This is a genomic window from Bifidobacterium mongoliense DSM 21395, from assembly GCF_000741285.1.
GTDB classification, from domain to species: domain Bacteria; phylum Actinomycetota; class Actinomycetes; order Actinomycetales; family Bifidobacteriaceae; genus Bifidobacterium; species Bifidobacterium mongoliense.
In genome coordinates, this window is sequence record NZ_JGZE01000009.1 from 21784 (window position 1) to 42617 (window position 20834).

At 62.7% G+C, this 20834-nt stretch carries 16 protein-coding genes and 1 pseudogene; 7 read left to right on the top strand and 10 right to left on the bottom strand.

Going from position 1 to position 20834, the window contains the following annotated elements; translation table 11 throughout:
* Nucleotides 1-442: 442 nt before the first annotated feature.
* Nucleotides 443-532 (top strand): putative holin-like toxin, encoded by a 90-nt coding sequence (locus BMON_RS10560; protein WP_124032122.1) that lies wholly within the window; start codon nt 443-445, stop codon nt 530-532.
* A gap of 417 nt (nt 533-949) precedes the next feature.
* On the opposite strand, the gene BMON_RS03825 is transcribed toward BMON_RS10560, so the two are convergent.
* From BMON_RS03825 to BMON_RS03840, 5 genes and pseudogenes are all read right to left on the bottom strand, one after another.
* Nucleotides 950-1489 carry a VIT1/CCC1 transporter family protein gene (locus BMON_RS03825; protein ID WP_202805444.1) on the bottom strand — a complete coding sequence of 180 codons (540 nt, stop codon included), beginning with the start codon at nt 1487-1489 and terminating at the stop codon, nt 950-952.
* A gap of 175 nt (nt 1490-1664) precedes the next feature.
* Complete coding sequence (locus BMON_RS03830; RefSeq protein WP_272944901.1) at nt 1665-2378, bottom strand: sugar O-acetyltransferase; 714 nt, start codon at nt 2376-2378, stop codon at nt 1665-1667.
* 286 nt (nt 2379-2664) lie between these two features.
* Nucleotides 2665-4470: pseudogene (locus BMON_RS10650) on the bottom strand (ABC transporter permease); the annotation flags it as partial.
* 473 nt (nt 4471-4943) lie between these two features.
* Entirely contained in the window at nt 4944-5399 is a 456-nt protein-coding gene (locus BMON_RS10375) for a hypothetical protein (RefSeq protein WP_051917868.1), read from the bottom strand.
* Between the two features lie 14 nt (nt 5400-5413).
* The gene (locus BMON_RS03840) at nt 5414-6115 is read right to left on the bottom strand and encodes an ABC transporter ATP-binding protein (RefSeq protein ID WP_033513290.1); all 702 of its coding nucleotides are present in this window, start codon (nt 6113-6115) and stop codon (nt 5414-5416) included.
* Between the two features lie 266 nt (nt 6116-6381).
* Here BMON_RS03840 and BMON_RS03845 point away from each other — a divergent pair, with 266 nt between their 5' ends.
* The 5 genes from BMON_RS03845 to BMON_RS03865 all read left to right on the top strand — a co-directional run bounded on the left by BMON_RS03845 (nt 6382) and on the right by BMON_RS03865 (nt 12560).
* A complete protein-coding gene (locus BMON_RS03845) occupies nt 6382-7008 on the top strand; it encodes a TetR/AcrR family transcriptional regulator C-terminal domain-containing protein (RefSeq protein WP_051917869.1) in 627 nt (208 codons plus the stop codon).
* A gap of 203 nt (nt 7009-7211) precedes the next feature.
* Nucleotides 7212-8453 carry an ABC transporter substrate-binding protein gene (locus tag BMON_RS03850; RefSeq protein ID WP_033513292.1) on the top strand — a complete coding sequence of 414 codons (1242 nt, stop codon included), beginning with the start codon at nt 7212-7214 and terminating at the stop codon, nt 8451-8453.
* A gap of 128 nt (nt 8454-8581) precedes the next feature.
* Entirely contained in the window at nt 8582-9502 is a 921-nt protein-coding gene (locus BMON_RS03855; protein ID WP_051917870.1) for a carbohydrate ABC transporter permease, read from the top strand.
* Nucleotides 9499-10332: a carbohydrate ABC transporter permease gene (locus tag BMON_RS03860; RefSeq protein WP_033513293.1), complete on the top strand. Its 834-nt coding sequence runs from the start codon at nt 9499-9501 to the stop codon at nt 10330-10332. Before BMON_RS03855 ends, BMON_RS03860 begins: the two co-directional genes overlap by 4 nt.
* A 143-nt stretch (nt 10333-10475) precedes the next feature.
* Nucleotides 10476-12560: a hypothetical protein gene (locus BMON_RS03865; protein WP_237745322.1), complete on the top strand. Its 2085-nt coding sequence runs from the start codon at nt 10476-10478 to the stop codon at nt 12558-12560.
* Between the two features lie 116 nt (nt 12561-12676).
* On the opposite strand, the gene BMON_RS03870 is transcribed toward BMON_RS03865, so the two are convergent.
* From BMON_RS03870 to mscL, 3 genes are all read right to left on the bottom strand, one after another.
* Nucleotides 12677-13702 carry a LacI family DNA-binding transcriptional regulator gene (locus tag BMON_RS03870; RefSeq protein WP_081882865.1) on the bottom strand — a complete coding sequence of 342 codons (1026 nt, stop codon included), beginning with the start codon at nt 13700-13702 and terminating at the stop codon, nt 12677-12679.
* A gap of 257 nt (nt 13703-13959) precedes the next feature.
* A complete protein-coding gene (locus tag BMON_RS03875) occupies nt 13960-14808 on the bottom strand; it encodes an NmrA family NAD(P)-binding protein (protein ID WP_033513343.1) in 849 nt (282 codons plus the stop codon).
* Between the two features lie 173 nt (nt 14809-14981).
* Nucleotides 14982-15452 carry a large conductance mechanosensitive channel protein MscL gene (gene mscL / locus BMON_RS03880; RefSeq protein WP_033513296.1) on the bottom strand — a complete coding sequence of 157 codons (471 nt, stop codon included), beginning with the start codon at nt 15450-15452 and terminating at the stop codon, nt 14982-14984.
* 209 nt (nt 15453-15661) lie between these two features.
* Between mscL and gdhA the strand changes: the two genes are divergently transcribed.
* Entirely contained in the window at nt 15662-17008 is a 1347-nt protein-coding gene (gene gdhA / locus BMON_RS03885; RefSeq protein WP_033513298.1) for an NADP-specific glutamate dehydrogenase, read from the top strand.
* Nucleotides 17009-17166: 158 nt separating this feature from the next.
* Here gdhA and BMON_RS03890 read toward each other — a convergent pair whose 3' ends face one another.
* Both BMON_RS03890 and gyrA read right to left on the bottom strand, forming a co-directional pair.
* Nucleotides 17167-17769, bottom strand: coding sequence for a DUF3566 domain-containing protein (locus BMON_RS03890; RefSeq protein ID WP_033513345.1), 603 nt, complete (start codon nt 17767-17769; stop codon nt 17167-17169).
* Between the two features lie 288 nt (nt 17770-18057).
* Nucleotides 18058-20793, bottom strand: a complete 2736-nt coding sequence (gyrA, locus tag BMON_RS03895; protein WP_033513300.1) for a DNA gyrase subunit A — start codon at nt 20791-20793, stop codon at nt 18058-18060.
* Nucleotides 20794-20834: the final 41 nt, after the last annotated feature.

Below are 20834 nucleotides of genomic sequence, written 5' to 3' on the forward strand. Positions count from 1 at the left end.
ATTTGTTACTGCACTTATTATAAGTAAGCGAAGCGTCAAAAGCAAGTTATATGCTCAACTACCTATTTATATGATTTGACTTTATAGTCATCATTTCACCATCTTATTTGTCTTTTACCACAGTTTTCCCTCTAGTAGCTGATTTTATGACCTTCTTTACTTTTATAATCGTACTGTCTGGTAGGGTTTGCGCCCGCTCTTGGACCGCCCTCCTGGACGCTTGTTATTTCCCATTGCAGCAGTATTATTAGCCTTGCTTGCTGACCTTGCTAGTGTTGTAGCTTTCCTTTGCTGTCAAGAGCGGTTTTATTGCTCTTGGTTGATTTTTAATTCCCCTGTATAATGGATTGAGCAAGAAGTTTTAAGGGCGGTGGCTGTCTTTTCCCTTGCGAGGTGAGGCCCATGGGAACATGGAATAATCTTCAGGAAGGTTTCACAGTCAATGAGCGTCTTCCAGACACTCTCGTTGATATTGCTGTTTGGCACGTTTTTAATCGCGCTACTCAGCTATATCGACAAGCACCACAAATAAAAAAGCCGCACCGATCATCACTTTGGCGAGTTACGGGACGACATTATCGTTTAGTTAACTAATGCCACCGCCTTTGAAGCGGCTTGCGTGGGAAGTCCTGTTTTCGGCGGGACTTCCTTTTTCTGTTTATATTATAGCATGACCTTTAAAAACTGGCTAACGCTTTAAACTTTGATCAAATTCGGATTTGGGTTGTTTGATTGATGAATTTTCTTCAGTAAATGCTTGCAGCTGTTTTTGTGTTCGATTACTGATTTCATGGTGTATATCATTTAGTTTATTTTTTAGTTCTGATTTTTGTTGTGGGTTCCTTGCTTGCTGAACTTGTTGTTGCAAGCTTTGATATTTGCGCGCATCTGGACTTCGCGCACACATCCGGGCCTAACGCGCGCACATCACTAGGCCATCCGGGCCAGATCAGCTCGCGCCGAGCGCCACGCCGATACCCAGAACGATTGCTCCGCCCAAGGTGACGACCATAAGCGAGTTCTTCATCGGCACGTGCAGGAAGCGGTACCTGACCCAGGCGATCACCACGAGTTCGATGGCGACCACGATGAAGGCCGCGATCAGCGACCAGTGCAGACTGGGGATGAGGAACGGCAACGTATGGAACGTTCCGCCGATGGTGGTCATCAGACCCGTGACCGCACCACGCACGATGGCGGACCCACGACCGGTCGTCTTGCCGTTGTCGGACAACGCTTCGGACCACCCCATGCTCACGCCGGCGCCGAGCGCCGTGGCCATACCCACGATGAATGCGGCGTGCGGACCGGAGAATATGGCGGCCGCGAAGACCGGCGCCAGGGTGCTGACCGTGCCATCGATCAGCCCCACGAGTCCCGGCTGCACGTATCGCAGGAGGAAATCGTCATGGTTGCGGACGCGCAACAGGCGCATCCCCCGTGTCGCCGGAATATCAGTTGCTTCCAGATCTGTATCTATCGTCATCATTGCTCCTTCGCCTACTATCTTAAGTAGTTTTAAATAAGAAGCAAGTTCAAACAGCGATTCGTTTGAGGTATTAAGATGCCGCGAGCAACCGCGAACGGAACACTGCCGGAACTCGCAACGCAATTAGAAGTTCAGTCCGGTGACTCTGGAGGCCCAAATCCTCAAACCCCAACCCTCAGACCTCCGGCACCCTGGTGGGCATGTCCATCGCGTCGCCCTCGTCGATGCCGCGGATCACCCGGCAGGGCACCCCGGCGGCGAAGGAATTCGGCGGAATGTCCCTGGTGACCACCGATCCGGCACCGATGACGGACCCCGCACCGATCGTCACACCTCCGGCGACGGTCACGCCCGACGCCAGCCAGCAGTTGTCGCCGATGGTGATCGGCGCGCCGTATTCATAGTCGAAAGTGGAGCCATCGGCGGCTTTCCTCACGTTCCGATCCTGCCAGCGCATCGGGTGTATCGGCGTGGCGAGTGTGACGTTGGGACCGAACATCACGTGGTTACCGACGGTCACCGGGCACACGTCCAGCACGGTCAGGTTGAAATTGGCGTACACATGGTCGCCGAACGTCGTGAACTCCCCGTAATCGAAGAAGATCAGACCCGCGACGTCGCTGCCCTCGCCGCAGTGCGGCAGTAGTTCGGTCAGGATTGCGGCGCGCTGCACGGTGTCGGATTCGTGGGTACGGTTGAAATCCACGCACAGCCGGTGAGCGTGTTCTCGCAGCCGGGCGAGCTCCGGATCGGCGGCGTTGTAGAGTTCGCCGGCCAGCATATGGTCGCGTTCGGCATGGCCGCCGGCGGTCCGCTCATGTGCGGTCTGATCCCGTTCAAAGTGGTCCGTCTGATTGTCCGTCAGGTTGTTCGTCACATGATCCGTCACGATGGATCTCGCTTTCCGCGGCGCCGAGGGCCGCATCGGGGTATGAAGGGGGGTTGGAGCGTGTGGCGAACGCCAATCCATGATCCACGCGACCATGCCGACCGTCGCCACCGATCGACACCGATTGCGACCGATCGACACCACTCGAGCCCATTCGACACCACTCGAACCCACTCGACATCGCGTACCCCCACGTGCCGGATCGGAGTCAATGCTCACGATCCGACCGCAGGTGGCACTAATCTACAGCACCGTCCCGCACGGCACACCGACTCGCCACAACCACTCATTCCACGCTTTTGAGCGAGCTTACGGGATCGATCCGGTCGAGCACCGGGTTGGTGAACAGCTGCACCACACCGGCGAAGGCCAGCGTGACACCGGCGGCGATGAGGTAGCTCGTCCATTGCACCCTGACCTCGAAATACAGCGACGGCATGTTGAGCGCGACGGCGAGCAGTCCGCCGATGAGCCGGCCGAGCGGCAGTCCGAGCAGCGTGCCGATGGCGGTGAGGATGACCATCTCCTTGTTCACGTACCGGTGCACCTCGCGATCGGTGAAGCCGAGCACCTTGATCGTGGCCATCTCGCGCAACCGTTCGGAGACGTTCGTATTCGCCAGCGTGAACAAGACCACCAACGCCAATCCGCCCGCCAACACGGCGATGAGGGCCATGACGGCGCTCATCAGGTCGAAACTGAACCCATCCGCCAGGGCCGCCGAACTCAGCGACGACACCACACCATCCTCACGGCCGAGCGTTGTGGCGAAGGCCTTATGCGACTCCCGATCACCCGACAGGGTCGCGAGCGCCGCGTTGGCAACGAAAGGCTTCGTCTCGGCACCGGACTGCCCAGAGCCATCCGTTTGCGCCTGACCACCAGACTCCCCCGAACCACCGGACTGCCCCGCGGCATCAATCATCGCCTCGTACACGCTGCGCGACATATACACATCGGCACCGATGAGACTGCGGAACACCGCATCCACCCTGGCCTCGGTACGCGTCACGCTGCCGATGCGCAGGTCCACGGTGGAACCTTGCTTGATACCCAGCGAATTAGCCGCACTCTGCGTGACCAGCATGCCGTCGTCGCCAAGCTTCAGCCGCGGCCCGGCGCTCTGCGTCCACCCCAGGCCCAACGACGACACGAGACCGCCCCGGGCCTCACGCAGGTCGACCATGCGGCTCAGATCCTCGCCGTCCGGCACGACCACGACCTGAACGGACTCGCTGCCCTATCCGCTGCCCTTATCAACCAGGGAAAGCTCGGCGGCCTCCACCCGCACCCGAACCATGGCGGTGACCTTCTTGTCGTTCTGGAGTCGGTCGAGCACCTCGGTCGCGCGCCCGTCCTGAGCCACGGCCATGAGGTCGTAACGGTAGATGCCGCCGTACTGCCGTTGGCCGAGCGACGCGACGGTGTCGTTGATGGCCAGCCCGCACAGGATGAGGGCGGTGCATCCCGCCACCCCTCCGACGGTCATGATGAGCCGGCCCTTGAACCGGAAGAGGTTGCGAGCCGTCACCTTGTTGAGGAAGCTCATCCGTCGCCACAGCCATCCGATACGTTCCAGAAGCATGCGGGCGCCGGCCTTCGGTGCCTTGGGCCGCATGAGCGACGCCGGCATCCTGCGCGCCTCGCCCATGACGGCCATGACGGTTGCGCCGCACACGGCCACGAGGAACAGGGCCAGGCCGCCCAGGCCATAGAGGAGGTCATAGGTCAGGGTCATGTGCGGAATCACATACAACCCGCCGATCACGCGCATGAGGAACACGGGGATGCCGATGAATCCGACCAGCTCACCCAAACCACCGCCCACCAGGCAGGCGACGCCGGAGAACAGGAGGTAGCGCAGCACGATGACGCCCTTGCCGTACCCCAGCGCCAGATAGGTGCCGATCAGGCCGCGATGCTCCTCGACCATGCGGGTCATGGCGGTCAGGCTCATGAGGACCGCCACGGCCAGGAACACCACGGGGAAGGCACGGCCGATCGATTCTATGGACCGCAGGTCGTTGGTCAGTCCGGAGAAGTTCTGATGCTCGGTGCGATCGTTGACGTACCACCCGCCCGTGGTCGCCTCAGGTAGGGATTCGATGCGATCGACCACACGGCCGACGTGGTCCCGATACGACGAGGAGAAGGTGTCGAGCTCGTTCGCACCGCTCACCCGCAGGGAGATCGCCGCATACGCCGGCAGGGCCGCACGCTGCTGCCCGAGGTCCTGCGCCGAGCCTTGCGTGGAACCTTCGGTAGCACCTTGCGCAGAGTCTTCTGCCGAGCCTTGCGCAGAACCTTGCGCGGATGCGGCGGCGAGCTCGTCTGCGGGCGCGGGAAGATCGGTGACGAACACGGTGTAGTCGACGGTGGAGGCGCGACGGAAGGTGCCGTCGCGATACCCCGCAGGATTGTCGAGGTCCTGCGGATCGAGCACCACGCCCGTGATGACGGGCCGCGACGTGGTCGCGCCATGGGTTGAGACATGAGACGATCCGTCCGCGGATCCCGTATCGGCAGCCGCTCCGTCGGAGTCCACACCGGATACGGCCGCCGTCGTCAACGCCAGCTTGTCGCCGAGTTTCGCGCCGCTGTCCAGCATATACCGTTCGGTGACGGCGACCTCGTCGGTCGTGGCGGGCATGCGGCCCGCTGCAGATACGGCTGGTTCAGCCGCTTCGTGCCGATGCGGGTCACCGCGAAGTTCTTGTCCACGTCCTTCACCGTGGTCGTCGCCATGGCCGACCGCTCGGGTTGCACGGTTTCCACACCCTCCACGCCGGCCAGCGCCTTGACGTCGTCATCGCTCAATCCCGTCGCCGAGGTGACCTGGATGTCGTAGAGCCGTTGCCGCTCGTAGAACCGTCCCGCCGATACGAAGGCGTCACGGCACCCGGCGTAGATGCCCGTCAGCACCGCGACGCCGAGCATGGTGATGATCGCTATCGATGCGAACCGTTTCGAATTGCCCAGCGAGGTGCGCCAGGCGTCCTTGGCATATGCGCCGTACCGCATGATTCCGCGCTCCTTTACCACTCGATGTCGGCGACGGGCGTCGGTGAGGGGTTCAGGGTGCTGCCCATCACCTTGCCGCTGCGGAAATGGATCACCTGGTCGGCCATGGGGGCGATCGCGTTGTTGTGCGTGATGATGATGACCGTGATCCCCTCGTTGCGATTGACGTCCTGAAGCAGTTGCAGGATCTGCTTGCCCGTGGCGTAATCCAGGGCCCCCGTGGGCTCGTCGCACAGGAGCAGCTTGGGCTTCTTCGCGATGGCGCGGGCGATCGAGACCCGCTGTTGCTCGCCGCCGGAGAGCTGACTGGAGAAGTTGTTGAGCCGCTTGCCCAACCCCACCTTGCCCAAGGTCTGCGCGGGGTCGAGATGATCGTCGGATATCTGCGAGGCGAGTTCGACGTTCTCCAGCGCCGTAAGGCTGGGTATGAGGTTGTAGAACTGGAAGACGAAGCCGATGTCGGTGCGCCGGTACATGACGAGCTCCTTGTGCGACAGCCGCGTGATATCGCGGCCGTTCACCAGCACCGAGCCCTGCGTGGCCGTGTCCATGCCGCCCAGGATGTTGAGCGCCGTGGTCTTCCCGGCTCCCGACTGCCCCAGCACGATGGCGAGCCGGCCCTCCTCGATATGGAAGTCGGCGTCGTCGAGTGCGCGGATCGTCGAATCCCCGGCGGGGTATTCCTTGATCACATGATTGAATTCGATATAGGCCATGATCGCCCCTGTCGTCGCGAGTTGAAGATGGTGTGGTTGTCCCGTACACTCAATTAAAACAACATGGTGTTGCTTTGACAACCAACAGTTGGGTTCACGGAGACGCCTATCCGACACGACGCCTCCGACCTGTCGGTTCAGAAACAACGCGGGCCCCGACCGTCGGGAATTCCCCCGCCCCGGACCCGCCGTCGCAATCGCCACGGAGGCCACGACACGCCGACCACGAGAGCACCAAGGAGCTGACCGTGACCACACCACCGCAGATGCCACCACATCACACACCGCCCCTCACCGAAAGCCGCAAGACGCGGTACACGCGCGCCACGCTGCAGGACGCGCTCATGGAGCTGCTCGCCCGCAAGCCGCTGGCGAAGATATCGGTCAAGGAACTGTGCGCCCGGGCTGACGTCAACCGCTCGACGTTCTACGCGCACTACGCCAACACCGAGGACCTGCTCGGCGATATCGAGCGTTCGACGCTGGACTGGGTGGGCGAGACCCTCGCGACGGTCAATCGGGCGACCATGGCCGACGACCAGGAGGCGATCCGGCAGGTCCTGGAACAGGTCTGCGCCTACATCCGCAGCAATCACAACCACCTCCAGGTCCTCATGAGCCCGCAGGCCGACCTGGGGTTCCAGCAGGATCTCATCGGGCTGATCTACGGCTTCAGCGGCTTTCGCGGCGTCGGCCAAGTCGACGAGGATGACGCGGACGAGGACGCCTCGATGCGCTTCCACTTCGCCGTGTCGGGCAGCATCGGGCTCATCCAGTACTGGCTGAGCACCGACCTCGCGGCATCCTCGGCGAGCGTGGCCTCGACGATCTACACGATGTCGGTGCCGTCGCTCGCCCCCGCGCTCCCCCGGGACCCCTCCCGCACACGCTGAATCCCGAGCGCCAACTCGGCGGATCATCGCCCGTCCGCGCCCCGTCTGGACACCCCCGGACACGCCCGTCAACACCTCCCGAACACCGCCGCAGCAGGTCGAACCGCACATTCACCGAAGCCTGTTTTGTAGCTAGCAAGATTCTGTGCTACATTAGTTTACGCGCTTCAATATTGACGCGTGTAAATGAGGAAAGAGGACATATGAACGTTCGATCGAAGATGCGCGGACTCCTGGCCTTAGGTGCGGCTGCCGCAGTAGTGCTCCCCTTCGCGGCCTGCGGGTCGTCAAGTGCCAACACCACCACGATCTCTTTTTATTCCTACTTCGCCAAGAACCAGATCGGTACCGTTGTCGATGACTTTGAAAAGGCGAATCCCGACATCAAGCTCGACGTCTCATATGGGCAGAACCCCTCGCAGTACGTCCAGACGCTGCAGACCCGGCTCGCCGGCGGCAAGCCGCCGACCGTTTTCAACCTGACCATGGATAACCGCACGGACGTCATGAACTCCGGCGCGGCCATGGACCTCAAGAACGAGAGCTTCACCAAGGGCATCGACCCGGCGAACTTCCAGCTCTTCCAGCAGGACGGCAAGACCTACGGCATGCCCGTCACGGCGTGGTTCAGCGGCATGTTCTACAACAAGAAGATCCTCGCGGCCGCCGGTTACAAGACCCTGCCGGCCTCCTGGGACGAATTCATCGCCATGTCCAAGAAGATCGACGCGAGCGGCAAGACCGCCTACCTCGAGGACTTCAACTCGCAGCCGTCCCCGTCGCTGGCCGGCCTGCTCGGATCCTCCTACGGCAAGAAGAACGACACCAACCCGGACAACGACATCTGGACCGGCAAGGCGACCTTCTCAGAGAACTGGAAGGAAGCCGTCAATGAGTGGGATCAGGGCATCAAGGAAGGCGCGATCCCGCAGAAGTCGATCGGTGTCTCCGGCGACCAGATCAAGAACGAGTTCGTCAGCGGCAACCTCGCGGTCTACCGTTCCGGCCCGTGGGACATCAGCGATCTAGCTCAGAGCGGCATCGACTACGGTGTGGCCCCCATGCCTGCGGTCAAGGGTGCGAAGCCCTGGATCACGGGCGGCCCGGATCAGGGCTTCGCGATTGCCGCCAAGGCAAGCGCCAAGGAGCAGGCGGCAGGCAAGAAGTTCCTGACGTTCCTCAACAGCAAGCAGGGCCTCAAGGACTTCACGTCCGCGGCCGGCACCGTCTCGCTGTCGAGCAAGTACTCCTCCACTCCCGCCAAGGAAATCGCCTCGCTGGTCAATGACTACCTGAAGAAGAATCACGCCTACTGGATCAACTGGGGCAAGTCCCCGACCGCCATGTCGACGACCATGATCGCCGAGCAGCAGCAGCTCGTGCAGGGCAAGATCACCACCAGCCAGTTCCTCAAGGCGCTGGACGACAAGTGGAAGACCCTCTAAGGGCACTGACCGCCGCCCACTGAAGGGCGCAACGGGCATCGCCGCGGCCCCGGGGAGCCACATCCCCAGCCACGGCCATGCCCCCATCGCATACATCATCCACCACGCTAGAGGTCGATAGGTCGAATATGAAAGCACAACTCATGCCGCACAGGCACCATACGAGGGCGGCGAACCTGCCCGACAACTTGTCAGCCTTGTGGTTCCTCCTCCCCATCATCATCGTGTTCGGGGTGCTCACCCTGATCCCACTCATCCAGACGTTCTTCTATTCACTCACCGACTATGACGGATATTCGCCGAACCTCAACTTCATCGGCCTGCAGAACTACGTGACGATCTTCCAGGATCCCTCACTGTTGCAGGCGCTCGGATTCACGCTGCTGTACGCCGTCTCCACGACGCTGATCATCACCATGCTGGCCATTCCGCTGGCCATCACGCTCAACAGCGCGATGTGGGGCCGCGGCTTCGCCCGCTCGCTGTTCTTCTTCCTCGGCGTGCCCTCCCAGGCGATCATCGGCCTGGTGTGGAAGTTCATCTTCTCCCCGCTCGATACCGGCGTGCTCAACAAGTTCCTCGCCGGCATCGGACTGCCTTCCGTGCAGTGGCTCGCCCAGGACAACACGGCCAAGATGTGCGTCATCATCGTCGCGGTGTGGATGCAGGTCGGCTGGCACGCCACCCTGTACCTCGCCTATCTGCAGATCATTCCCGCCGACCTCTACGAACAGTCCATGGTCGACGGCGCGAACGGCATGGAGCGCTTCATGCACATCACGCTGCCGCAGCTCGTGCCCGGCATCGCCGTCTCGATGTTCCTGCTCATGACGGGCGGTCTCAAGATCTACGACCTGCCCTACACCTTGACCTCCGGCGGCCCCGGCACCTCGACCAACACCATCACCCAGGCGATCATCCTGCGCGGCATCGCCCAATCCAAGTACGGTCTCGGCTCCGCACTCGCCACGCTGTTCACCATAGCCTGCATCCTCGTGATCGTCCTGCAGATGAAGGCCACGAATTCGCTTGAAAAGAGGTTCGCATGAATCGCTCGCAACGCTTCCTGCTCGGCAAGGCGGCCAGGACCGTCATCGTTCTCGCTCTCGCACTGCTCTGCGCACTGCCGCTGTGGTATGTGCTCATCAATTCGTTCAAAAGCTCGATCGACATGATCACCAACCCGATGGGGCTGCCGAAGCATTGGGTGTTCTCGAACTTTGGCGATGCCTTCTCCGACGGCACCATGCTGCGGTCCTTCGCCAACACGATCATCCTGACCGTCGCGGGCGTGTTCCTGCAGGTGCTCATCGGCTCGATGGCTGCCTTCGGCATCGTCTACAAGCGGTCGACCTTCACCAAGATCGTCGGCGGCGTGCTCATGGTGGCCTTCTCCATCCCGCTGCAGGCCACCCTGCTGCCGCAGTTCAAGATGGCCGCCGCGGTCGGCCTGGTCAACTCGCTGCTAGGTCTGGTCGTGCTGTACACCGGGTCGAGCGTGTTCTGCTACTTCCTGATCGTCGGCTACATGTCCTCGTTGCCGAGTGAGTTGTTCGAAGCCGCGAAGATCGATGGCGCCGGCGCCGGGCGCATCTACGTGCGCATCGTCCTGCCGCTGATCAAGCCCATCCTCACCACGGTCGTCGTCTTCCAGACGATGTCGACGTGGAACGACTTCCTGCTGCCCAGCGTCTTCCTGTCCTCGACCGACAAGCAGACCGTGGTCCTGCAGGTGTACAACGCCGTGCAGAAGTTCTCGACGAACTGGCCGCTGTTCATGACCATCACGGTCATCACGCTCATCCCGGTCTTCATCTTCTTCTTCTTCTGCCAGAAGTGGATCGTCTCCGGCCTGGTCGCCGGATCCGTCAAGGGCTAGACCCAACCATCCGCGCTTCGTTCGCGCCGGGTCGCCGCCACGACATGCCACAGGCGACGACGGCGATCCAGTGTGAGCGGAGCGCGTTCTCATGCGACGGCACCGTCGCCATCAGATTCTCATCCCGAAAGGAACCCATTCGTATGAACAGCACTACGGCGGATACCCGCGACACCCTCTCCGAAACCACATCGGAGAACATCCTCAGATTCGGTCAGGGATCGGCCGTGCTCGACGCGCGGACGGGTGCCCCCCAAGGCTTCTCCTGCGACGTCGACCAGCGTCGCGAGTACCTCATCGACCCCGAGATTCCGTGGCATTCGCCCGACTTCTACTGGGGCACCGGTGCCGTGGTCACCAGCGTCGGCGCACGGACGTGGAACACCCCGACCCGTCGCGTGGGCGGCGAGAACAGCGAACGCCTCGAGTTCGATCTGCACCAGGCCGGCCTCACGCTGAGCGTGACCAGGACCGGCGGCGAGCACCTCACCGAACGCTATGCGTGGCGCAACACCGGCGACACCGATCTCGACATCACGCAGCTGTCGATCGAAGCGCCGTTCAACAACTACTATCCCTCCGCCGAGAAGGCCCTCGCCGAATGCGTGCATGCCCACGTCTTCGCCGGCGGCAACTGGGCCTGGGCCTACGCCGAGCCCATGGACGGATCGGCCCCGTCACTCGGCCTCATCGTCACGCGCGGCGCCATCCACTCGTATTCGCTGCAGACCCAGAACGAATCGGTCTTCTCGAACGTGCGTGGCCACATCGTGCTCAACGTCACCGACCATGCCATCGCCCCCGATTCCTTCGGCGGCCAGCCCGTCATCCATCTTGCGGCGGGCGAGCAATACGTGCTCGAGACCGAGCTCGGCTGGTACGATTCCCGGCCGGCATTCGAGGCGCGCACGAACGCGCCGGCGCATTTCTCCTCCTACGCGAGCAAGGTGGGTGGGAGCATCGACCTCACCACCACGCTCGACGCACGCCCGGACCAAGGCCTGACCATGGAACGCACGGCCTCCGGGTATCGGCTGACCAGCGAACAGGCCGGCACCTACTACGTCCATCTCAGCGGTCACGGCTACGAGGCGAAGACCGAAGTGCTGTTCCATGAATCGCTGCCGACCACCGTGGCCAAGCGCGTGCACTACATCCTCGAGCACCAGGTGGCGAGCGCACGTCCCGGCACGCTGGCCGCCTCCCTGGTCTCCGTGGACACCCGGACCGGGCTGCAGGTGATCGACCCGTTCTGGAACGACTGGACCGACGGATCGGAACGCATCTGCATGGCCGTGCTGCTGCAGAAGGCCGTGAACCACGGCTGGACGAACGCGGAGGACGCCGAGGCCACGCAGCGTGAATGCGATGGCTGGCGCGACTTCGTCGAGGAGCATCTGCTCGACGAGACGGGCGCCTCACGCCGCGGTTCGACCCAGCCGACCGAATCCTTCGGCAAGCGTCTGTATGACATGCCGTGGGTCGCGCAGTTCTACTGCGAGCACTTCCGTGCGACGAAGGACGAGCACGATCTGGACATGCTGGTGCGCATCCTGCACCGGCTCTCGGAACTGGGCGGCAAGCACTTCCTCAGCATCGAATTCGCCGAGACGAGCGCCTGCGCGGCGTCACTGCTGCGCGAGCACGGCCGCGCCGACGAGGCCCGGACCATACTCGACTCGGTAGTCTCGAGCGCGCAGTACTTCCTTTCGCTGGGCCGGAACATCCCGCCCCACGAGGTCGCCTACGAGCAGTCGGTGGTGGCGCCGCTGCTCAGCCTGCTCATCGAGGCCTACCGCCAGACCGGCGAGGCCACGTACCTCAACGGGATCCGCGAGCGCCTCCCCTGGCTCCTGTCCTTCAGCGGGTTCCAGCCCGACTGCCGGCTCAACGGCATCGCGATACGGCATTGGGACGGCCACTGGTTCGGCATCATGCGCTCGTTCGGCGACACGTTCCCCCACTATTGGTCCGCGCTGACGACCGAGGTGCTGCTGCGCCTGCCCAAGGAGGTACGGACCGAGGAGACCGATCTCATGGCCTCGCAGATCCTGCGCGAGAACATGGCGAACTATGCGCCCGACGGCACCGCCACATGCGCGTTCGTCTTCCCCTCAAGCGTGGACGGCAGGGCGATGAACCGCGCCGATCCTTTGGCCAACGACCAGGACGAGCATCTCAACATCTGGATGCGGATGATCGAGGAAGAGGGCGCCTCCGTGGATTGATTCCACCATGTAATGTCACTGCGTATTATCTCTGACGGGCCGGTGCGATATACGTCGTGCCGGCCCGTCAGCGTATCTCACCGGTGTATCTCGTACCCGATGAGCGGCGTAGCCCCTTACGCCCGCAACGTAGCCGTATATGGGTGTGCGGTGCTCTCACGCCGCTGCAGTTCGGGTTCGATGACGTCACGTACCGGGCCGGAAGCCTTCCCGTCAAGCAGGGCATAGAGCTTATTGACGGCCACGGTCGAGCACTGTTCGGCCAACGGGTCGATGTTCGTGATGCTGACCGGATGCTGCTGTGCGAAGGCATTCGGGCAGACGGCCACAATGGGCAGGCCCCGTCCCGGCACGAGCCCATGGGCACGCACCGTGGCCACCAGCAGATCGAGGATCGCGGGCGTTCTCACCGCGATGCCCACCTTCCTGCCGTGCCATGTGTCGATGTCCTGCGCGACCTCGGCGATGCCCTTCCAATGCCGCCCTTCCAGGAAGCTGGCCGAGGCCTTGACGCCCTTCGATCGGGCATACGCCGGGCCTTCGATGGTGAAGGCGCGCGAAAAGTTGAAATGATCGGCGTCCTCCGCCTTGCTGTCAAGGAACAGGATCTCCTCGCATCCGACCCGAAGCAATTCGTCGACCTGCAGCTCGCCTATTCGCGCATAGTCCACATCCACGCTCGGCAACGCGGTGGCGTCCTGTGTGGTGCCAACCAATACGCACGGAAGATTGAGCTTGGCCAGCCCCGCCAGACGATCCTCATGCAATTCGATGTCGTAGACGAGCAGTCCGTCGACCATCGACTGCTTCTCGATTCTGCGGATGCCCGGCAGCCCCTCCTGGCCGGGAATGAGCAGTACGTTGTTGCCCCGTCGCTCCGTCTCGGAGATGATGGTCGTCAGGTGCGGGGACAGCTCGACGCTGCTGGTGTTCGCGTCGATACGCACGGCAACGCCGATGAAGCCCGTTCTGCCGCCTGCGAGCGCACGTGCGGGGCCATTGGGGTGGTATCCCAGCTTCTCCACGGCCCGCATCACGTGGCGCTTCGTGGCGTCCGAAATGAGATCGCTGCCGTTCATGACGTAGGACACCGTGGCCCGGGAGACGCCCGCCAGCTCCGCCACATCCTGAGCAGTAACCATGGGGCCTCTGATATCCGTCTTGTCGTGTTCCGAACCCCCGGGGAAGTCCGGAAGTCCAACGATTACCAATATATTCCGGCCGGGTTGATGGGGTCAAATCACCACCCGGCATGATGTGAACGGCGCGTTTCCCATGGCTGGACCACGGCCCCGTACCCAACCCGACGTCAAGCACGTCACGCACGTCACGACGGCATCATGCCGTCGGTGCCTCTCTCCAACGAAACGGTGCCACACACGTCACGCGCGCTCCGACGTCAGCCCAGCACTTCCTTCACGGCCTGCGCCAGCGGGGTGAGCGGTTTGCCGAGAACCGTCGCGAAATCATCCGACGTCACCTCGAGGTCACCGGATCCGATGAGCTGCTGGACGCCCAGAAGCCCCTGCGCGGCCTGCACGGGCATTCCTTGGGCCTGCAACGCCTCGGAGAAGTTGGTACCGGTCAGATGCCGCACGGCGATGTCCTTGCCCGTCGCCTCGGCGAGAGCCGCTCCGAGCTGCGCATACGTCGTGGCGGGACCCGAGAGCTCGACGACCTCGGGATAGTCGCGTCCACCGGCGAGCACCCGCGCGGCGGCTTCGCCGTATTCGCGTTTGAGCGCCCATCCCACCGTCGCGTCACCCGCCGCGGTAACGAGCTCACCCGATGCCATGGCGGCGGTGAGCAGCGGCATCTCGTTCTCCAGATACCAGTTGTTGCGCAGGAAGGTGTGGGCCACGCCGGAATCGGCGATGATCCCCTCGGTGAACTGGTGGTCGGCGGAGAGGAAGTTGTCGACCTGATCGGCATGGGCGAAGCTCGTGTAGGCGATGAACGATACGCCCGCCTGCACGGCCATCTCGACGACATTGGTGTGCTCGGTCCGGTGGTTCCCCGGGGCTCCCGAGATGAACAGCATCCGGTCGACGCCGGAGAAGGCCTTCCCCAGGGACTCCCGGTCGGCGTAATCGGCGATACGGACCTCGACGCCAAGCGCGCACAAGGCCTCGGCTTTGCCCTCGCTGCGAGCGAGGGCGACGATGTCATTGGCCGGAACCATCGTCATGAGATGACGCAGGGCGTACCCGCCCAATCCTCCGGTGGCACCTGTTACGAGATAGGTCATGGTCATTGTTCCTTACCTTCGACTTCCTTCGGCTTCCATCAACCACGTGGATACCACAGCATAATAACGACGCCGATCCCACCGATACGATGATCGGCAAAATCGGCGTCGGGCGTATAACGGCGTACTCCGACAACCGTGAATCACTCACCACAGTCGCCGGCATCACGCGCTCAGTTCAGCGAAGAACCACCATGCTGCAGCATGCCGGGCATATCCGGGCTGCTCGGGCGCTTGGCCATCTCGTCGCGGATCTCCTGCAACAGCGCAACGGTCTGCTCTTCGGGTGACGGCGGGATCTCTTCCTTCTCTGCGGGGCCATGGCCCGTGAGCTTGGCCGCGGCGGCGGCCATATCGCGCAACTTGTTGATCGGCACGACGATGCAGAAGTACACGGCGGCGGCGACGATCAGGAAGTTGATCAGGGCGCCAAGCACGGCACCGAAGGACACCGTGGCACCATTGGCCTTGAACGCCAGCAGTCCGTCCATGTCGCCCTTGCCGAAGATCATGGCGATCAACGGGTTGATGACCTTCGTCACGATGGCGTTGACGACGACGGTCACCGCGCCGCCCATAACGACACCGACAGCCATGTCGATCATGTTGCCCCGGGCGATGAATTTCTTGAATCCTTCTAACATGCTGCTCCTTTAAGTCAATGTAATTACCAACTTCCCATACCATAACGCAGATAAACGGACAGCCGGCACATTTCGCACATGCAATGTCACACCTGCCGCAAGAACGTGACACAAGTCTCGTTCTCCACATGCAAAGACGATGCTTGCGGCCCACCGCACCCTTTTCTAGAATGAACCGGACATCACACATCAGAACAATGGGGCGAGATATGCGAACAGCACGATACACGGATCAAGTACTCGAACAGGTGGAACGGCGCGATCCGGATCAATCCGAATTCCTTCAGGCCGTCCACGAGATATTCGCGTGCCTGGAACCAGTGGTCGAACGACATCCTGAATACGCGGCGAACGCCGTGCTGGAGCGCCTCGTGGAACCGGACCGACTCGTGAAGTTCCGCGTGCCCTGGGTCGACGATGACGGCATGGTCCAGGTCAACCGCGGCTATCGCGTGCAGTTCAACGCGGCCATCGGACCGTACAAGGGCGGGTTGCGGTTCCATCCCACGGTCACGGAATCGGTCGTGAAGTTCCTCGGCTTCGAGCAGGTCATCAAGAACGCGCTCACCGGCCTGCCCATGGGCGGGGGCAAGGGAGGCTCCGACTTCGACCCCCGAGGTCGATCGGACGCCGAAGTCATGCGTTTCTGCCAGTCCTTCATGACGGAGCTGCAGCGCCACATCGGTCAGTTCACGGACGTCCCCGCGGGCGACATCAACGTCGGCGCACGGGAGATCGGATACCTGTTCGGACAATACAAACGTATCCGCAACGAATACTCCGGGGTGCTCACCGGTAAGAACCTCGAATTCGGCGGCTCACTGGTCCGCCCCGAGGCGACCGGTTACGGCCTGTGCTACTACACCGCCAAGGCGCTTCGGGTGCTGCGCAACGAGACGTTCGAGAACAAGACGGTGGTCGTATCGGGATCGGGCAACGTCGCTTTCTACGCCATCGAAAAGGCCCACATGCTCGGCGCCACGGTGATCACGGTCTCGGATTCGAGCGGATACATCGTCGACCCCCACGGCATCGACCTCGACGTGGTCCGGGACATCAAGATGACCAGGCGCGCGCGCATGAGCGAATACGCGGACGCCGTCCCCGACTCGACCTACCACGAGGGCTCGGCCGGCATCTGGACCGTGCCGTGCGACATAGCGCTGCCGTGCGCGACCCAGAACGAGATCGACGGCGACGCCGCCCGATCCCTGATCGAGCACGGGTGCCGCGTGGTGTGCGAGGGGGCGAATATGCCCTCGACCCCCGAGGCCATCGCCGTATTCCAGGCATCCGACATCCTGTATGGTCCCGGACAGGCCGCGAATGCCGGGGGCGTGGCCGTCTCCGGTCTCGAGATGAGCCAGAACTCGATGAGACTCCCGTGGAGCTTCGAGGATACCGACCAACGCCTGCGCGACATCATGCAGGGCATCGTGGCCCATAGCCTGGACGCGGCCAAGGATTACGGCCGCGAAGGCGACCTCATGTTCGGCGCCAACGTGGCCGGATTCGTCAAGGTAGCCGACGCCATGGTCGCGCAGGGCGTGTGCTGAGCGCGACGCCACCGGACCATACGCGCATTGTCGCACGACCCTGCTGAAACCGGGGTCGATGGTCTACGGAAACGGCGTCCTGCGGAGTATTGCGCAGGACGCCGAAACGTGGGGAGGATATCGCCGATATGCGATATCAGTGGCCGAATACCACCGACTCAGTCATCGCCGAGCGTGATGTGCACGCCGCCGACCAGCGAACTGATGACGTTGTAGAGCCACGCCAGAATGATGGCCAGCAGGGTGATGAGCACGACCTCGACGATCGAGAAGATCGTGACGGCGCTGAGCACCGTACTCAGCGAGAAGACGTCGGCCAGATTGAATCCGCCGGCATCGAGACCAGTGGAGGACACGATCTGGGTGACCTGGTCGAACACACCGACGACGTTGAGCAGGATCCAGATCAACGCGGCGGCGACGATCTGGATGATCGCGCCTGCGACGCCCAGGAGGAACGTCACCTTGGCCACGGACCATGCGTCGCAGTGCGTCAGGGACAGATTCATACGCCGTGCACGGGGCGCGCCACGACGCACGGGGCGACGCGGGGTCGTCCCCATACCACTCACCCCGGCAGCCGGGGAAGCGACGGACTCGGGATTCGACGGCCGCTCGGCCGCCATGCCGAACTGGCTGCTCGCGGATCGTGCCACGCGCGGCGCATGCTCCGACATGGATTCCGGCTCGGATTCGGCGGTGGCCGTCATGCCGGGCTCACCCGCGGCCCCGATCACCGGCTCGCCCATGGGTTCGCCCATCGGCTCGACGGAGTGATCATGCATGGCCTGCGTCTCACGCGGCATGGCGTCGTCATCCGATTCGCCGTATTCGAAGTTGTCGCTCATCGGTTCTCCTTGATGGTGCTGACTCAACCCTATTCCTACGCTGAGGCTACCAGCGTTCTGGGACGAGGACCCGTACGGGGTGCAAGGTCCGCACACCCTCGTCCCGGAGCTCTGCTCCCGCTATGGCCGGGCGATGCACGCACACCGCCCGTTGGTCATGCACCTCGGACAACCGCACCGAGGTGAATGGGTCGAGGACAGTTACTCCGCCTTGTCGTCGGAGCCGGTCGCAGTGTCTCCGGTTGCAATGTCGCCGGCAGCGGCGTCATCGGCAGCATCCGCCGTGGTCTTCTCGGCGGCCGCTGCGCCATCGACGCTCTTGTCGGAATCCTCGTGGTTTCCGTCTCCGTCGTTGGCATCTCCGTCGTCGGAGTCCTCGTCGTCCTCGTTGCGGGCGATGGAGAGGATCTCGTCGTGCTTGTCGGGCTTGGCCAACGTCACGCCCTGGGTGTTGCGACCCGTGCGCTTGACCTCGTCGACGTCGGAGCGGATCACCTTGCCGGACTTCATGATGGCCATGACCTGATCGCTGTCGGACACGATCAGGGCACCGATGAGCGCGCCTCGCTCCTCGGTCAGGTGCACGGCTTTGACACCGTACCCGTTGCGTCCCTGCAGGCGGTATTCACCGATCGCGGTGCGCTTGGCGAAGCCCTGATTGGTGACGACCAGCAGATCCTGTTCGGAATCCTCGGGCACCACATCCATGGCCAGCAGCTCGTCGCCGTCTCGGAACTTCATGCCCTGCACACCGGCGGTCTGGCGGCCCATGGGGCGCAGCTGCTGGTCGTCGGCGCGGAACTTCAGGCTCATGCCGAACTTCGATACGAGGATGATGTCGTCCTTCGCGTCACACAGGGCCGCACCGACCAGTTCGTCGGTGGGGTTGCCCTCGTCGTCGGCCATGAGCCGCACGGCGATGAGCCCGCCCTGACGCGGTGAATCGTATTCGGCCAACGCGGTCTTCTTGACCTTGCCGGAGCGGGTGGCGAGCACCAGATACTGCGAGACCTGATAATCGGGTATCGACAGGACGGTCTGGATGTTCTCGTCCGGGCCGAGCTGCAGCAGGTTCGCCACATGCTGACCCTTGGAGTCGCGCGACCCCTCGGGCAGCTCGTAGGCCTTGAGCCGGTACACACGGCCCTTGTTGGTGAAGAACAGCAGCCAGTTGTGCGTGGAGGTGAGGAAGAAGTGGTCAACCACATCGTCCTCGCGCAGGCGGGCTCCCTTGATGCCCTTGCCGCCGCGGTGCTGGGCGCGGTATTCGTCGGACTTGGTGCGCTTGACGAACCCGGAGTGGGTCAACGTCACGACGACGTTCTCCTCGGCGATCAGGTCCTCGACGTTCATTTCGCCCGAATACGGCAGGATCTTCGTCCGGCGGTCGTCACCGTACTTGGCGACGATGTCGTCCAGCTCGTCGCCGACGATCTTGCGCTGGCGTTCGGGGTGGTCCAGGATGTCGTCGTAATCGGCGATGCGACGCATGAGCTCCTCATGCTCGTCCAGGATCTTCTGGCGCTCGAGGGCTGCCAGACGGCGCAGCTGCATGGTGAGGATGGCCTCGGCCTGCACCTGGTCGACGTCGAGCAGCTCCATGAGTCCGGTGCGGGCGGTGTCGACGTCCTTGGAGGCGCGGATGAGGGCGATGACCTCTTCGATGAGATCGAGGGCTTTCAGGTACCCCTGCAGGATGTGGTCGCGCTCCTCGGCCTCGCGCTTGAGATAGCGCGTACGGCGTTCGATGACGTCCATCTCGTGGTTGACCCAATGGCGCACGAAGGCGTCGAGCGACAGGGTGCGCGGCACGCCGTCGACCAAAGCGAGCATGTTCGCGCCGAAGGTCTGCTGCAGCTGGGAGTGCTTGTACAGATTGTTGAGCACGACCTTCGGCACGGCGTCGCGCTTGAGCACGAGCACGAGGCGCTGGCCGGTGCGGCCGGAGGTCTCGTCGCGCATGTCGGCGATGCTCTGGATCTTGCCGTCGCGCACGGCCTCGCGGATCGATACCACGAGCCGGTCCGGGTTGACCTGGTAGGGCAGCTCGGTGACCACCAGGCACATGCGCCCGTTGATCTCCTCGGTGTTGACCACGGCGCGCATGGTGATGAGACCGCGGCCGGTGCGGTAGGCCTGTTCGATGCCCTTATGGCCCAGGATGGTGGCACCCGTGGGGAAATCGGGTCCCTTGATGCGCTGGATCAGCGCCTCGAGCAGCTCCTCGCGGCTGGCGTCGGGGTGATCGAGCGCCCAGTGCACGCCGTCGGAGACCTCGCGCATGTTGTGCGGAGGAATGTTGGTGGCCATGCCCACGGCGATGCCTGCCGAACCGTTGACGAGCAAATTGGGGAAACGGGCCGGCAGCACGGTCGGCTCCATGGTCTTGCCGTCGTAGTTCGGGACGAAATCGACGGTGTCCTTGTCGATGTCGCGCACCATCTCCATGGCGAGCGGCGCCATACGGCATTCGGTGTACCTCATGGCGGCAGCGGGGTCGTCTCCGGGAGAGCCGAAGTTGCCTTGACCATCGACGAGCATGTACCGCATCGACCACGACTGGGCCATACGCACCAAGGTCTCGTAGATGGCCGAATCGCCGTGCGGATGGTACTTGCCCATCACGTCGCCCACGACGCGGGAGCACTTGTTGTATCCGCGGTCGGGCCGGTATCCGCCGTCGTACATCGCGTAGATCACGCGACGGTGCACGGGCTTCATGCCGTCGCGCACGTCCGGCAGGGCGCGCTCGACGATGACCGAAAGCGCGTAGGCCAGATAGGACTCGCGCATCTCCTGCTGCAGGTCCATGTGCTTGACGCGTTCGCCCTGCAACAGACCGTAATCGGTGTTGTCGGCCTCCTGCGGGCTCAGGGGTTCGAGCGAACCGTCCTGGGGTTCCGAATCGTTCGTCCCGGCGTCACCGGGGGTGTGCATATCGTCTGCCACTGTCGTTCCTTATGCTTGTGCTTTCCTGA

Excerpts from the sequence above, each read along its gene's own strand:
- BMON_RS10560 (WP_124032122.1), top strand. The coding sequence starts at position 443 with ATGAGCGTCTTCCAGACACTCTCGTTGATATTGCTGTTTGGCACGTTT.
- BMON_RS03825 (WP_202805444.1), bottom strand. The coding sequence starts at position 1,489 with ATGATGACGATAGATACAGATCTGGAAGCAACTGATATTCCGGCGACA.
- BMON_RS10375 (WP_051917868.1), bottom strand. The coding sequence starts at position 5,399 with ATGCGGTACGGCGCATATGCCAAGGACGCCTGGCGCACCTCGCTGGGC.
- BMON_RS03840 (WP_033513290.1), bottom strand. The coding sequence starts at position 6,115 with ATGGCCTATATCGAATTCAATCATGTGATCAAGGAATACCCCGCCGGG.
- BMON_RS03845 (WP_051917869.1), top strand. The coding sequence starts at position 6,382 with ATGCCACCACATCACACACCGCCCCTCACCGAAAGCCGCAAGACGCGG.
- BMON_RS03850 (WP_033513292.1), top strand. The coding sequence starts at position 7,212 with ATGAACGTTCGATCGAAGATGCGCGGACTCCTGGCCTTAGGTGCGGCT.
- BMON_RS03855 (WP_051917870.1), top strand. The coding sequence starts at position 8,582 with ATGAAAGCACAACTCATGCCGCACAGGCACCATACGAGGGCGGCGAAC.
- BMON_RS03860 (WP_033513293.1), top strand. The coding sequence starts at position 9,499 with ATGAATCGCTCGCAACGCTTCCTGCTCGGCAAGGCGGCCAGGACCGTC.
- BMON_RS03865 (WP_237745322.1), top strand. The coding sequence starts at position 10,476 with ATGAACAGCACTACGGCGGATACCCGCGACACCCTCTCCGAAACCACA.
- BMON_RS03870 (WP_081882865.1), bottom strand. The coding sequence starts at position 13,702 with ATGGTTACTGCTCAGGATGTGGCGGAGCTGGCGGGCGTCTCCCGGGCC.
- BMON_RS03875 (WP_033513343.1), bottom strand. The coding sequence starts at position 14,808 with ATGACCTATCTCGTAACAGGTGCCACCGGAGGATTGGGCGGGTACGCC.
- mscL (WP_033513296.1), bottom strand. The coding sequence starts at position 15,452 with ATGTTAGAAGGATTCAAGAAATTCATCGCCCGGGGCAACATGATCGAC.
- gdhA (WP_033513298.1), top strand. The coding sequence starts at position 15,662 with ATGCGAACAGCACGATACACGGATCAAGTACTCGAACAGGTGGAACGG.
- BMON_RS03890 (WP_033513345.1), bottom strand. The coding sequence starts at position 17,769 with ATGGGCGAACCCATGGGCGAGCCGGTGATCGGGGCCGCGGGTGAGCCC.
- gyrA (WP_033513300.1), bottom strand. The coding sequence starts at position 20,793 with ATGCACACCCCCGGTGACGCCGGGACGAACGATTCGGAACCCCAGGAC.